The organism is Psychrobacter sp. T6-6, from assembly GCF_052258185.1.
Lineage (GTDB): Bacteria > Pseudomonadota > Gammaproteobacteria > Pseudomonadales > Moraxellaceae > Psychrobacter.
This window is the reverse complement of record NZ_JBQQEX010000002.1, coordinates 354,865-368,860: the sequence shown is the minus strand read 5'-3', so window position 1 is coordinate 368,860 and position 13,996 is coordinate 354,865. Positions and strand designations below refer to the sequence as shown.

Here is a 13,996-nt window from a genome sequence, read left to right as displayed (position 1 = left end):
AATAAGAGGAAATTATGAAAGCACTGGTTAAAACTCATGCCAAAAAAGGCATCTGGATGCAAGACGTGCCAGAACCAACGGTCGGCATCAATGACGTCAAAATAAAAATTAAAAAAACCGCTATCTGTGGGACAGATTTGCACATTTACAAGTGGGATGAGTGGTCACAAAACACCATAAAGACGCCAATGATTATCGGGCACGAATACGTCGGTATCATTAGTGAAATGGGCGATGGTGTCAAGCATTTTGCAGTGGGCGACCGCGTTACAGGCGAAGGGCATATCGCTTGTGGGCATTGCCGTAACTGCCGCCGTGGTAAGCTACATGTATGCGAAAACACCATCGGTGTGGGCGTCGATCGCGATGGCGCGTTTGCCGAATATTTGGTGATCCCTGCCGATAATGTCATCAGACTCGATGAGCGTATCAGCGATGAGATGGCCGCCATTATGGACCCCTTTGGTAATGCTACTCATACTGCCCTTTCATTCCCTGTACTGGGTGAAGATGTGCTAGTCACGGGTGCAGGGCTGATTGGATCAATGGCAACAGCTATTTGCCGATTTGCCGGAGCACGTAATATCGTGGTCAGTGATATTAGTGATTATCGCCTAGAGCTTGCCAAAAAAATGGGTGCGACGATGACCATCAACCCAGCCAAAGGTGAAACCATCGAAGGCGCTATCGATACGTTAAAAATGCACGGCTTCGATATTGGGCTTGAGATGTCAGGCTCGCCTCAGGCCTTTGATTCGATGATTAGTAATATGTATAACGGCTCTAAAATTGCGCTCTTGGGCATTTTGCCCAACACTACCACGGTGGATTGGAGCAAGATTATTTTTAAAGCGTTAACCCTAAAAGGTATTTATGGTCGTGAGATGTGGGAGACGTGGTATCAGATGGAGCAAATGCTGATTAGCGGTATTGATCTCTCGCCTATCATTACCCATCGCATGCACATTGACAACTTTCAAGAAGGCTTTGATATCATGGAAAGTGGACAATGCGGTAAGGTAATTTTAAGCTGGGATTGATTTTGGCGATTTAGTATTTGAGGAGTCGTGGTTAGCTTTTATATCATGGCAACTTATAAAACGGCACTGATTTCAGTGCCGTTTTTTTTCAGGTATTGAAAAGTGATCAGATAGGTAAATCATGAGTAATTCTAACCAAGATAAGCTTCAAAAGTACTTGGCAAAAAAGCCAAGTAAGCATAGGGAAAGGAACAGGAAGCGAAACCTGTTTCAGCTGGTAAGACTCAGCTTTAAGAACCTATACGACATCAAAGCCTCTTATAAATAATTATTTAGATAAGTACTGCACCTTGGCTTTAGACTGAATTTGTATATGATAAGCTTAGCTTGAAATATTAAATTAGCTTGTACTTAAGACTCACAGTCAGTTTGTTTTGAATTTTTTTAAGATCTTTGCTACTCACATAAAACTTTTTAAGAGATATAGAATGTGGAATATACAAGGAGTAATACCACCTATTGCTATCGGCGAAGAAGGTCATAGCCCTAAACGCTCTCCATATCCAATTAGCATCAATGAATTCGTACAGAATTTCGCATTCTCAACTGAACGAATTGAAATACTTATTGGATTCTTAGCATATAGAAGAGCTATATACTTATCTGGTATTGAAGCAGGTTTTCAATGGGTAAATGGAAGTTTTGTTGAAAACATAGAGTCAATTGCTGAACGTGCTCCGAACGATATTGATGTTGTGACATTTAGCAACTTATATAAAACTATACCCGATTATATCGATTGGGCTGAAAGGAATAATAATTTAGTTGACAATCCAATCGCTAAGAGTCAATACAAAGTCGATTCTTACTGGGTTGACATGGACTTAGGCTTTAATGAAGCCAGTATCAAACGATGTACTTATTGGTACAGTATGTGGTCTCATCAAAGAGATACTAATATTTGGAAAGGTTTTTTTGTTATTCCTTTATCTCCTAGCGAGGATATTGAGGCTCTCAAGTATCTTTCTGAATTAAATATAGAGTCTAACAATGCGTGAAAATGACTATAACAAGTTACTTGCTGAAAGAAGTACACTTGAAGGCCTAATAGACGAAACACCACCTTATGCTATTGTCGATAGGATGAGCCTAGAGTCACGTTTAAAAAGTGTTCAAACCGCAATTAATAAAGTCGATACTCGTAGGTTAGTGAAAAAGACCATTTTTACATTCAGGGGTAAACCAGTTCATAAAAGTCACGGTATTACAGCTGAATTTTCTGGTAAAGCTATCGATAGTCTAAACGATATGATTGCAAGTGTAGTTGCTAGTTTGAGTAATAATTTACGTTTTTCAGGACCCATACCAAATAGAAATCAGCATCAACTGTTAATAACAGGTACTGCAACTGGTTCATTTGGTTTTGAATTAGAGTTACCAGAACCTGATCACGACTTGCTAGCAGAAAGAAATGGAACTGAAACAGCCATAGATGATATACAAAAGCTACTACAGTATGGAATTGATGGTACAGACGAGCAAATTAGTGATGTAATTAATGAGATACACCCAAGAGCTGTTCGTAAAGTACATGATTTTCTTGAACTAATGTTTCGTAGTGAAGCTTTGTTTGCAATGGAATTCAATAAAAAATTAACTCGCATTGATTCCCAAAATGTTTTAGAAAAACTCATTTTACGACTTTCAGAAGAAAATATTAGTGAAATTTTCGAAGAGTACAAAGGTGAATTTCAAGGAGTTTTACCTAATTCTAGAACTTTCGAGTTTACAGAATATTCTGATAGAACTTTGATCAAAGGTAAGATTGACCACACATTTGAAGACCCAGACGTGATAAATCGTGAGTATTTGCACAAACCTGTCACAGTTAAGTTCAAGGTTGTACAATATGGACAAGCCAAACCTAAATATACTTTGCAAGATATAAAGAAAATTAATTGACTGATTATTGCAAGATTCTAATAGAAAGAACTTTCATTAGTCATCAATAATTATCTAAAGGCGCGTTTTGGTCCAAATTAACAGGTACAAGCGAAAGGCGGGAAATAGCTTTCCTACTTTAAAAAGCCAAACACAAAACACAAAAAAGGTGAGCATTACGCCCACCTTTTTTATATCTACAATAATACTCTAAACCAACTTAGTCTATCTAAACCAAGCGCGAGCGTTACGGAACATACGCATCCACGCGCCGTCCTCATCCCATGCTTCTGGTTTCCAGCTGTGGTTATACGCTTTTAGGTTACGCTCAGGATGCGGCATCATGATAGTGACGCGACCGTCGGTGCTACATAGACCCGTGACACCGCCGAGCGAACCGTTTGGATTGAGCGGATACGTCTCAGTCGGATGACCTTGGCTATCGACATAACGCATGGCGAGCTGACCATGGTTTGCCATACCGTCGATTTCGTTGTTGTCTAGCGTGGCATAACCTTCACCATGCGCCACCGCGATTGGCAAGATGCTATCTTGCATACCTTTGAACAGGATCGACTTGGTACGCTCAACTTTTACGTTGACGGTACGCGCTTCAAATCGAGCGGATTTATTTGCGACGAAACGTGGGAAGTTTTCTGCACCTGGGATGAGGTCTTTTAACTGAGCCATCATCTGACAACCGTTACAGACACCTAAGCTAAAGGTATCAGGACGGGCAAAGAAGCGTACAAACTGCATGCGTAGCTCGTCATGGAACAAGATAGAGTTCGCCCAGCCAGAGCCTGCGCCGAGTACGTCACCATAACTAAAGCCACCACAGGCGACCAGACCGTCGAAGTCACGTAGATTGATACGGCCACTGAGTAGATCACTCATGTGCACATCGACCGCTTCAAAGCCCGCTTGGGTAAAGCCTGCTGCCATTTCTGTCTGACCGTTGACGCCTTGCTCGCGCAGGATGGCGACTCTTGGCTTCTCTTCGCGGCTAGCCAAGTACGGCTCTTCAACTTTTTGATTCAGATCAAAGTTTGGCGCAGCGATTAGACCTTTATGGCTCGCGTCGCTAATCAAGTCATACTCTTGCTGTACGCACGCTGGATTATCACGGCGACGCGCGATCTGATAGCTGACCTGCGTCCACGCTTGCTGTAACTCAGTACGGCTAAAGCGTAGCGTGTCATCACCCATGAGCGTTGGTGTTTGGATAAGTAAGCTGTCTTCTTCAGAGCTTTGACCCACAAGGCTGAGCATATCGCTAACGTTAAACTCTTCTGCCAATTGCATTAGAGCCGCGACGTTTTCTGGTAGTACTTGGATGACCGCGCCCAGCTCTTCACTGAACAGCTGACCGAGTAAGTTATCATCATCTAATGACAGCTTGATACCCTGACGGCTGGTAAACTGCATCTCAGCGATAGTTGCTAGTAGACCACCATCACCGATATCGTGATAGGCGCTGATAACGCCTTGTGCGTTACCTGCTTGCACAAAGTTAAAGAAGTCGACCAAGTCGCTTGGCTGCGCTAGATCTGGGCAGTCGTTACCCAATTGGCTCAGCGTTTGCGCAAGGATTGAACCGCCGAGGCGCAGTTTACCTTTAGACAAGTCAATACGGTAGAACGCGCTATCGCCATTGATCAGCTCAGGCGTTAGTGTTTTTGCCACATCAACGACAGGAGCAAAGGCGGTAATCACAAGGCTCATTGGTGAGACCACTGATTTATCTTGATTGTCACCATTCTCGTTATCAGTCCAGTTAGCACGCATGGATAGCGAGTCTTTACCGACGGGGATAGCGATACCTAATGCTGGGCATAGCTCTTCACCGACGGTATGTACCGCATCAAACAATGCAGCGTCTTCGGCATCATCACCGCACGCTGCCATCCAGTTCGCTGACATGGTGATGTCAGACAACTGAGCGATACGCGCACCAGCGATGTTGGTGATTGCTTCACCCACTGCCAGACGCGCAGAGGCTTTTGGACTGATAAGTGCAACAGGCGTACGCTCACCGATACTCATCGCTTCACCAGTCATCACCTGACCGTCTAGCGCGATCAATCCTGACGCCGTCACTGCGCAATCTGCCACGGGCACTTGATAGCGACCCACATACTGATCACGCACGACCATACCCGTGATAGAGCGGTCACCGATACTAATCAAGAATGATTTACTAGCGACCGTTGGGTGACGCAATACATCGGTAATTGACTCGGCTAGATTAACGTCATCAAGCGCTAATGCTGGTAGTGTATTCTCTTGACGCTCAAAGCTACGCTTCATCTTTGGCGTGCCACCGAGCAATACTTGCATCGGCATATCGACAGGCTGCTCAGCGAGCAATGTATCATTAACAACCAATTGACGCACATCCGTAGCTGTACCCAAAATAGCATACGGGCAACGCTCACGCGCGCAGATCGCATCAAACTGGGCTTCGCTATCTGGGCGAATCGCGAGGACATAACGCTCTTGCGCTTCGTTTGACCAGATGGCCATTGGTGACATGCCAGCTTCTAGCGATGGAACGTTACGCAGGTTAAGTACCGCGCCCATCTCATGGTCATTGACCAGCTCTGGCATCGCATTAGAGATACCGCCCGCGCCCACATCATGCAATGACACGATAGGGTTACCGTCTTTGCCATTATTGCTCGCATCGACATCACTACCCGCTAGTGCCCAGCAGCGATCCATCACTTCTTGGCAACGACGCTCCATCTCAGCGTTGTCACGCTGGACTGAAGCAAAATCCAAACCTTCATCAAGGTCACCGCTATCGACCGACGATGCGGCACCGCCGCCCAAACCGATTTGCATCGCAGGACCACCAAGGACGATGAGTAAGTCACCTTGTTGAATGGCGTTTTTTTCAATGAGGTTGCGTTTGATATTGCCGTAACCACCTGCCAGCATGATTGGCTTATGATAGCCACGCATCTCGCTGCCGTCTTTTGCCGCTGACGTATCTAGCTGAAAGCTACGGAAATAACCACACAGATTAGGACGACCAAACTCATTCGAGAAGTTGGCACTACCTAATGGCGCTTCGGTCATAATCTCAAGGCTGGTTGCCATACGATCTGGCGTGCCATACGCTTGCGTGCTCAGTTGACCTGACTGCTCCCATTTCTCAGCGAGCTCTGGGATATGCAAATGTGATACGTGAAAACCAGTTAGACCACCTTTTGGCTTGCCACCACGACCTGTTGCGCCTTCATCACGAATCTCACCGCCAGCACCCGTCGCTGCACCAGAGTATGGCGCAATCGCTGTTGGGTGGTTGTGCGTCTCAACTTTCATCAGGATATCGATTTCTTCTTGATGGAAATCATAAGGATGAGCAGAATTTACATCCATAGCGTCGGTCGGAATCGGATAAAAACGCATACCATTAGCGCCTGCCATCACCGCAGCGTTGTCTTTATAAGCAGACAAGATGCCTTGCGGATTAGACTGGTAGGTGTTTTTAATCATTTGGAACAGTGATTTGGGTTGTACCTCGCCATCGACGGTCCACTGGGCATTGAAAATCTTATGACGGCAATGCTCTGAGTTCGCCTGTGCAAACATCATCAGCTCAACGTCAGTTGGGTTGCGTTTCAACTCATTGACGTACGCATTCATCAGATAGTCGATATCTTCACTGGATAATGCAAAACCAAACTCGGTATTGGCCGACTCTAGCGCTGCCTGACCTTGCCCGATCACGTCGATATGATTCAGTGATGCGGGCGCTTGATCGTCGAACAATTTGCTCACATCGCTCAAGTCATAGACTAGGCTCTGAGTCATACGATCAAACAATAACTGCTCGGCATCTACTGGTAGTTTTTCGCCCACTTCACCATCGATTGTTAGTGTATAAACAACGACACGCTCAACGCGGTTGATCTCGATTTCACAGTTATTAAAGATATCTGTCGCTTTACTTGCCCATGGTGAGATGGTGCCGAAACGTGGCCCAACAATGACTTGGTATTGATTGTCTTGCGGCGCCGCTAACGTTTTTGATGGGTCAACCGCCAGGAGATCTAGCGCTTTTTTGTGCTCCTCACCAGATAGCTCTCGTGATAACACATAAACTTGCTGAGTATTTATTTGACTGACATTTAGCTCGGTTTTTTGCTGGAACTGACTGATGAGTTGCTGCGTCTGAAAATCGGTAAGAAACGGTTGTCCGGCGATGGTCATCATAAAGGCATAATCCGTAAGATCAAGGCATCTCTGCCATGCTAAGTAAATGGTCTGGGTATTATAACAAGAAGACCTATAATAAGCAGGTCTAAACCAAGATAAATTGCTGATAAGTTGCGCGCTACTGCTATCGAATAGTTGCAGAATAATAAGCTTGTGCCACGGTTTATCCATTACCCTGCTAGTGCTGTACGAGACAAACAAAAGTGAAAAATACACAGCGTCACACTTTTTACTTAACCCTCATACTCCTTACAAACACTCACATCGCATTACTGGGGACCTATATAAATGTATGGGTACAACTCGGTATTCTACACCCAGATAAAAACTAAAACGTGTAACCAAAACGTTTCACTATAATTTTAATGTAAAAGGGATATCCTATGAGCAAGCAAGACCAAATTGATAAAATCCAAAACGTCATTAAAGATGTAAAGTTTGCGATGCTGAGCACTGTTAATAGCAAAGGCGATGTACACGCGTGGCCAATGACGACTAGCGAAGCGAGCATCGGTGGCAAAGAGATTTGGTTCATCGGTGATAAAACGTCAGACATAGTAAAAGACATCCAGAATAACGAAAAAGTCGGTCTGTCTTATGCTTCTCAAGATGAGAAAGACTATGTCTCTGTGAGTGCCAATGCAGAACTGCCAACGGACAAAAATAAGTTAGAAGAATTGTGGTCACCAGTTTACAATGCATTTTTTGAACATGGTAAAGAAGATCCAAACGTACAGCTAATCAAAGTCGTACCACATGGTGTTGAGTGCTGGTTAGGCGGTAGTTCTACTATTAATATGTTCAAGATGGCAGCAGCAGCATTACAAGATGGCAAAACAGCTGAAGACATCGGCGAACAGTTCGAAGTATCGCTATAATCTATAAGTATTGAATCATAAGTATTAGATAAGACGATTATTTGATAATCGGATATTTAATAATCTAAAACGTCAGTAAGCATCTGCTTATTGGCGTTTTTTAGTAGGTACTGTAGCAGTAGTCAGATCAATCGCTGCACGATTGTCAGCCCTTACAAACCATCACAGAGTATTACAGATTGCCTGTATCGCTGAACTGGACGATATCGTTATATTAACTGTGGTTGCATTGATGATAGTTGTCGCAGTCGCTGATCTACTACACTATCTACAAGTACTAACAGGTATTGATCAAATTGTAATGACAGTACCTATCCAGCGATGTAAAGATCATTTTTTATCAGATAGCTTTTATCCCGCGCCCTCATTTCATTATAAAAATCAAATAGTAAAGGATAATTATTATGAATAAGCAAGAACAGCTAGACACCCTACAAGCCATGGTAAAAGACATTAAATACACGATGATGACTACTCGCACTAGTGAAAACCATCTCCACTCTTGCCCGATGAATACTACTGAAACCAGTATTGGTGCCAAAGAGATTTGGTTCATCGCTCATAACCCGTCTGAGACCGTTGATAACATCAACAATGATGCACAAGTTAATCTGGCCTATGTCAGTCAAGACAATAAAAAATACCTGTCTATCACGGGTAAAGCTGAACTGGTAGATGACAAAGACAAGTTAGATGAGCTGTGGTCAGTGACTTATAATGCTTACTTTGAGAAAGGTAAAGAGGACCCAACAGTACAGCTGATCAAAGTCATCCCTCACGGCGCTGAATACTGGGCAAATGGTAATGCCATCGCTAGTGCTGTGAAGATGACAGCTGCAGCGGTGACAGATACCGCTATTGAGAAAAGCTTGGGTGAGAACTTCTCAATAGAACTATAGTATGCTGGACATCAAAAACGTGAACACAAAAAAACGCCAGTGGCAGTAGCGACTGGCGTTTTTTATCAGTGACGGCTCTCAATACTAGCCGCTTTGTTTTAAATAAGGCCACGCTGCTTTTAGATAAATCATCATTGACCATAATGTCAATATCACAGCGGCCACCATCAAAACATAACCAATCGTCTCAAGCGACTCCCAATTTAACAACAGCACCGTAATGGCAACCATCTGAAAGGTCGTCTTTAGCTTGCCAACGTAAGACACCGCAACGCTGGTGCTTTTGCCGAGCTCTGCCATCCACTCACGTAGCGCAGATACCGCGATCTCACGTGAGATAATGACGATAGCGGCGATAGCCATGATGATATTAGGGTGCCACTGTACAAGCACAATCAATGCGACCGCTACCATGAGCTTATCAGCCACAGGGTCCAAAAAACGCCCAAATGCTGACATGACGTTTAGTTTACGAGCAAAATAGCCATCGAGCCAATCAGTAATCGCCGCAATAATAAAGACACCGGTCAAAAGTAAGTGGCGCAGCAAACTATCGCTAAACTCGCTCATCCCTACTCGAGCAATAACATTGTCTGAGATTGCCGGCATGCCGATACCCATAGCAGGTGGCCAGTAGGCAATTGCAACAAACAGCGGAATCATCAAGATACGAGCAATCGTCAGATTGTTGGGCAAGTTAAAAATACTCTTAGTATTTTGCGAACTTGACGGCTCCTGCGTGTGCAAATGCGTGCTCTCAGTCATGGCAAACCCAGTTCAATATAGACATAATAATGGCAGATAGCTTAGCATTTTTCGGACAAGACGTCATGCCATCTCTTCAGCGATTGAGTGATCACAGCTATCTAGATCAGATATTTGGGACCCTAGTTACCTAACCTATTGAAAGTATTGAACGTTAAAAGCATTGAACGCTTTGATCACTGACTCTTAACCCCAACCGTAGAGACCTTATCATTTATTTAATCACTTACCGTTTAGAAACCCTTTAAACGACAATGGCTCAAATGCTAACTACTTAAAACGTGTGCGACTGTTCTAGCAGTCAGAGGTTATCTTCAGATATATGGTTTGAGGTTTTTAAAACGTAATATACTGTAACCAAAACCGCCCAACCATAATCAATTAGGTTATGATAGCAACTGCAATAAAACACTTGTACACTCAAAAATGAGTCTATCTTGACTTTTTATATGGGTCATTATGACTGTGATAAATGACAATATAGAGAACTAATAACTACAATAAATCACGACCACGGAATATGTAGCTTACCTACCTACACAGCCCGTTTTCCTCAGCCCGCAGTATCTCCTCTGTGGGCCTTTTTTTGTCTCTGAACTTCTCGCTTGCACTGTCTTTATCTAACTCAGATTGAATGAGTGACTGATCTGGTTACTGCTTGGTTTGATATGTCTATAATTCAAAAAAATTAATATCTACTACGCTTGTTGCGCTTGCCCAATGGTCTGAGCGGTTTGTAGTGCTGCTTGGTAGCAGCTCTCGATGTTCCCTTTTGTACACCAGTCACCGCTGACTATCCATTGTTTGGACTCATCTACTAGGATGCCTAATGCTTTCGTATCCGTATCTACTATAGTTGCTGCATAGCGCCAGCGATGACAATCTGTCTGGCTAGGGGCGCTATTCTCATCCCAGCCCAATGCCTGCTTGGCTGCCTGTAATAATTGCTCTTTGACCGCCTCGATATCATCATCGACATGTATCTGCGACCAGTCATTGCGTGCATGAATCGTGATACTTGGTAGCAGTCCATCATGTCCAGGCTTATGATGTTCGATAAATATTCTATCGAGTACAGTGCTATTTACATAAGCAACATCCCATTGTGGTGCCATCTGGTTGTTTAGTGTTCCAGGCAACGGCTGGGAGTCATCCCAACCGAGCATCAGCGTGTAGCACGCCTGCATCTGTGGCTGAGTGATGTTGTCTTGCTGACTAAACCCACTCTCCGCCATAAGCTCTACTGCCTGACCATTCGGTGCAGTACAGATCACCCAATCAAACCAGCCAAGACTAGCCCCAGTCTCATCAAAGAGCTCAGTTTGCTTTTCGTTTTGATGCTTTTCGTTTTGATGCTTTTCGTTTTGATGCTGAGTCGGGCTTTGGGTAAACTGAACAAGTGGTGCCACACGAGTTTTGAATACTATGTCTGTGTGTTTGAGCGCAGCCGCTAATTCACGTCCCCAGCTGGTCATCTTTGGTGTGCTGATATAGCGTGCATGGACGGTATCCCATTGTTCTTTGCTTTTGATATCAGGCGATTGAGCGTTGTTGTGCTGTGATTCAGATGCTGGCGTTAGCTCAGCCACTTTGGCACACCATGGCTGTAACAGCCGCGTATCTAACCAAGGAGCGACAAACGCTTGGAAGCTCTTGGTCTTTGCTGTAAAGAACTGCGCACCAAATGCCCACTGCCAGTTTTTGCCTGTATCACTGTCAGTACGATAACGCGTTGCTAGGCGTCCCACACTACGTGACTTTTCAAAGATAGTGATGTGAGGTGTGATTGCTTGATTATCGTTCTGGCTTGATGCGCGTTCTAGTAGTGTCGCGGTGAGCAGCCCTGTCAGACCACCGCCAATGATCGCTATTTTTGATGATAGGGTATCCGTTGAGATCGAAGCATATTCCGTCATAATGGCCGTAAACCTTATAGAGTCTTTATGAGTCGCCATCATAGCCACTCTGTGAATCACATTGTCGTATGCATATGTGTAGTCATGATATTGTCGCTTAGACGTATTGAACCTTCAAAACACCTCAATATCAATATCGTCTACGTAAAAAAGCCACGCTATTTGCGATAGCATGGCTTTTTTGGATTTTTTTTAAGATGTATAAGCGAGCACTACAGGTTAGTTTTGCACGTCTTTCTCTGGCAAAAACTAACCCATCAACGACTCTACTCTCCGCGACCAGCTTTGACCTGTTCGACCAGATCATTGATCACTGAGCTGTCTGCCAGCGTAGATAAGTCACCCAGTCCAACATACTGCCCTTCTGCCAGTTTACGCAAGATACGGCGCATGATCTTTCCTGAGCGGGTTTTTGGTAGTGCCTCAACCATATAGATGGCATCTAAAGTCGCAATAGGCCCGATCTCAGCACGTACATGACGTTTGAGCTCCGCTTTTAGATCATCTGTTGCTTCTTCACCTGATTTTAAAATAATGAAGGCACAGATACCTGTTCCGCGTATCTCATGCGGCATACCGACAATTGCGGCTTCGGCAGTAGCCGGATGAGCAACCAACGCGCTCTCAATCTCTGCTGTACCCAAGCGATGCCCAGCAACGTTGAGGACGTCATCGACACGGCCCGTAATCCAATAATGCCCATCTTCATCACGCTGGGCACCATCACCTGTAAAGTAATGACCCGGATAATCACTAAAGTATGTCTTTAAGAAGCGCGGATGGTCATTGTAGATCGTACGCATCTGTCCTGGCCAACCACTGCTGATAACCAAATTGCCTTCTGCCGCGCCTTCCATTATTGCGCCGTCAGCATTGACGACTTGTGGCTTAACACCATATAGCGGCGTCATTGCAGCACCTGGCTTTAAATCAACTGTGCCTGGTATTGGCGCCATTAGGATACCGCCTGTCTCGGTCTGCCACCATGTATCGACGATTGGACATTTACTATCACCAACAACATTATAGTACCAGTCCCATGCTTCTGGGTTAATCGGCTCACCGACCGAACCTAGCAGGCGTAAGCTTGAACGATCTGACTCACGTACAAAGGCGTCGCCTTCTTTCATCATCGCTCGGATAGCAGTTGGCGCAGTATATAAAATAGTAATGTCATGCTTGTCGATGATGTGTCCGATACGTGCCCAGGTTGGATGCTCTGGTACCCCTTCAAACATAACCGTGGTTGTGCCATTAGCGAGCGGTGCATACGTGGAGTACGTGTGACCAGTAATCCAGCCGACATCTGCGGTACACCAATACACGTCATCTTCTTTGACATCGAAGACATCACGGAAGGTAGACAACGCATAAGTAATATAACCCCCTGTTGTATGCACCACACCTTTGGGTTTACCCGTTGAGCCAGAGGTATACAATAAGAATAATGGATCTTCGGCATTCATCACTTCAGGCTCACAGATCTCTGACTGCCCATCAACGAGATTGTGATACCAGACATCGCGGCGACCACTCATTGGGATAGAATTACCTGTACGGTGGACGACGATGACTTTTTCGACACTGTCAGTCCCATCCATTTCTAACGCCTGATCGACATTGGCTTTGAGCAGTGTATGTTTGCCACCGCGCAAGCCTTCATCAGCGGTGATAACGACTTTTGAGCGGCTGTCTATCAAACGATTGCCTAGACTCTCGGCAGAAAAACCACCAAACACCACTGAATGTACCGCACCAATACGTGCACATGCCAGCATCGAAACCATAGCTTCTGGTATCATTGGCATATATAACGTGACACGATCACCTTTCCCAACGCCAAGCTTACGTAGCGAGTTTCCTAGACGACAGACTGCCTCATGTAATTCTTTAAAAGAAATAATCTTGTGCAATGAAGGGTGATCCCCTTCCCAAATAATAGCAGGCTTATAGGGATTGTTTTCAAGATGGCGATCGAGGCAGTTTACTGAGATATTCAGCTCACCATCTTCGAACCATTTGATATTGAAATCGTCTAGGTCATAGTTGACGTTGCTGATTTTTGTTGGTTTCTTTATCCAGTCAATCAGCTCAGCACGCTGTGCCCAAAAAGCATCACTGGTTTCGGTTGATTCGATGGATTGTGCATAATCTTTGTTGTACTGCTCAGGTGTGGTATTGGCTGCAGCCATGAACTCGGCTGTGATAGGGAATGATTTCTGGGTCATAGTTTTGTCCTTTTAATTGTTATGACCTACACAGATAATCGTCTATGACGACTGTCTATACAGGTGATAAGAGCCATCTTCCATAATGTGTGACACTCAGCGATAGTTTGACAAATAAGCGTGACGGTTGCAAGGCTTCAACCGCCAATCATAACAATTTCG

9 protein-coding genes are annotated in these 13,996 nt (G+C 44.6%); 5 read left to right on the top strand and 4 right to left on the bottom strand.

The window, feature by feature from the left end; all coding sequences use genetic code 11:
* Nucleotides 1-14 precede the first annotated feature (14 nt).
* The 3 genes from tdh to ACTXGL_RS04745 all read left to right on the top strand — a co-directional run bounded on the left by tdh (nucleotide 15) and on the right by ACTXGL_RS04745 (nucleotide 2,942).
* Nucleotides 15-1,040 carry an L-threonine 3-dehydrogenase gene (gene tdh / locus ACTXGL_RS04755; protein WP_443525240.1) on the top strand — a complete coding sequence of 342 codons (1,026 nt, stop codon included), beginning with the start codon at nucleotides 15-17 and terminating at the stop codon, nucleotides 1,038-1,040.
* A gap of 428 nt (nucleotides 1,041-1,468) precedes the next feature.
* The gene (locus ACTXGL_RS04750; RefSeq protein ID WP_372887599.1) at nucleotides 1,469-2,038 is read left to right on the top strand and encodes a DUF6932 family protein; all 570 of its coding nucleotides are present in this window, start codon (nucleotides 1,469-1,471) and stop codon (nucleotides 2,036-2,038) included.
* Entirely contained in the window at nucleotides 2,031-2,942 is a 912-nt protein-coding gene (locus tag ACTXGL_RS04745; RefSeq protein WP_443525238.1) for a hypothetical protein, read from the top strand. The genes ACTXGL_RS04750 and ACTXGL_RS04745 overlap by 8 nt, the downstream gene beginning before the upstream one ends.
* Nucleotides 2,943-3,146: 204 nt before the next feature.
* Here ACTXGL_RS04745 and purL read toward each other — a convergent pair whose 3' ends face one another.
* Complete coding sequence (gene purL, locus ACTXGL_RS04740; protein WP_443525237.1) at nucleotides 3,147-7,145, bottom strand: phosphoribosylformylglycinamidine synthase; 3,999 nt, start codon at nucleotides 7,143-7,145, stop codon at nucleotides 3,147-3,149.
* Nucleotides 7,146-7,531: 386 nt separating this feature from the next.
* Here purL and ACTXGL_RS04735 point away from each other — a divergent pair, with 386 nt between their 5' ends.
* Both ACTXGL_RS04735 and ACTXGL_RS04730 read left to right on the top strand, forming a co-directional pair.
* Entirely contained in the window at nucleotides 7,532-8,026 is a 495-nt protein-coding gene (locus tag ACTXGL_RS04735; RefSeq protein WP_319051217.1) for a pyridoxamine 5'-phosphate oxidase family protein, read from the top strand.
* 404 nt (nucleotides 8,027-8,430) lie between these two features.
* Nucleotides 8,431-8,925 carry a pyridoxamine 5'-phosphate oxidase family protein gene (locus ACTXGL_RS04730; protein ID WP_443525235.1) on the top strand — a complete coding sequence of 165 codons (495 nt, stop codon included), beginning with the start codon at nucleotides 8,431-8,433 and terminating at the stop codon, nucleotides 8,923-8,925.
* An 84-nt stretch (nucleotides 8,926-9,009) separates the two neighbouring features.
* Here the strand turns inward: ACTXGL_RS04730 and pgsA are convergent, their stop codons facing one another.
* The 3 genes from pgsA to acs form a co-directional block, all read right to left on the bottom strand.
* The gene (gene pgsA / locus ACTXGL_RS04725; RefSeq protein WP_443525233.1) at nucleotides 9,010-9,690 is read right to left on the bottom strand and encodes a CDP-diacylglycerol--glycerol-3-phosphate 3-phosphatidyltransferase; all 681 of its coding nucleotides are present in this window, start codon (nucleotides 9,688-9,690) and stop codon (nucleotides 9,010-9,012) included.
* Nucleotides 9,691-10,388: 698 nt separating this feature from the next.
* Nucleotides 10,389-11,606 carry an NAD(P)/FAD-dependent oxidoreductase gene (locus ACTXGL_RS04720; protein WP_443525231.1) on the bottom strand — a complete coding sequence of 406 codons (1,218 nt, stop codon included), beginning with the start codon at nucleotides 11,604-11,606 and terminating at the stop codon, nucleotides 10,389-10,391.
* Nucleotides 11,607-11,872: 266 nt separating this feature from the next.
* Nucleotides 11,873-13,834 (bottom strand): acetate--CoA ligase, encoded by a 1,962-nt coding sequence (acs, locus tag ACTXGL_RS04715; RefSeq protein ID WP_443525229.1) that lies wholly within the window; start codon nucleotides 13,832-13,834, stop codon nucleotides 11,873-11,875.
* Nucleotides 13,835-13,996: the final 162 nt, after the last annotated feature.

Coding starts and splice junctions, on each gene's coding strand:
- pgsA (WP_443525233.1), bottom strand. CDS start 9,690: ATGACTGAGAGCACGCATTTGCACACGCAGGAGCCGTCAAGTTCGCAA.
- ACTXGL_RS04750 (WP_372887599.1), top strand. CDS start 1,469: ATGTGGAATATACAAGGAGTAATACCACCTATTGCTATCGGCGAAGAA.
- ACTXGL_RS04745 (WP_443525238.1), top strand. CDS start 2,031: ATGCGTGAAAATGACTATAACAAGTTACTTGCTGAAAGAAGTACACTT.
- tdh (WP_443525240.1), top strand. CDS start 15: ATGAAAGCACTGGTTAAAACTCATGCCAAAAAAGGCATCTGGATGCAA.
- purL (WP_443525237.1), bottom strand. CDS start 7,145: ATGATGACCATCGCCGGACAACCGTTTCTTACCGATTTTCAGACGCAG.
- ACTXGL_RS04735 (WP_319051217.1), top strand. CDS start 7,532: ATGAGCAAGCAAGACCAAATTGATAAAATCCAAAACGTCATTAAAGAT.
- ACTXGL_RS04720 (WP_443525231.1), bottom strand. CDS start 11,606: ATGACGGAATATGCTTCGATCTCAACGGATACCCTATCATCAAAAATA.
- acs (WP_443525229.1), bottom strand. CDS start 13,834: ATGACCCAGAAATCATTCCCTATCACAGCCGAGTTCATGGCTGCAGCC.
- ACTXGL_RS04730 (WP_443525235.1), top strand. CDS start 8,431: ATGAATAAGCAAGAACAGCTAGACACCCTACAAGCCATGGTAAAAGAC.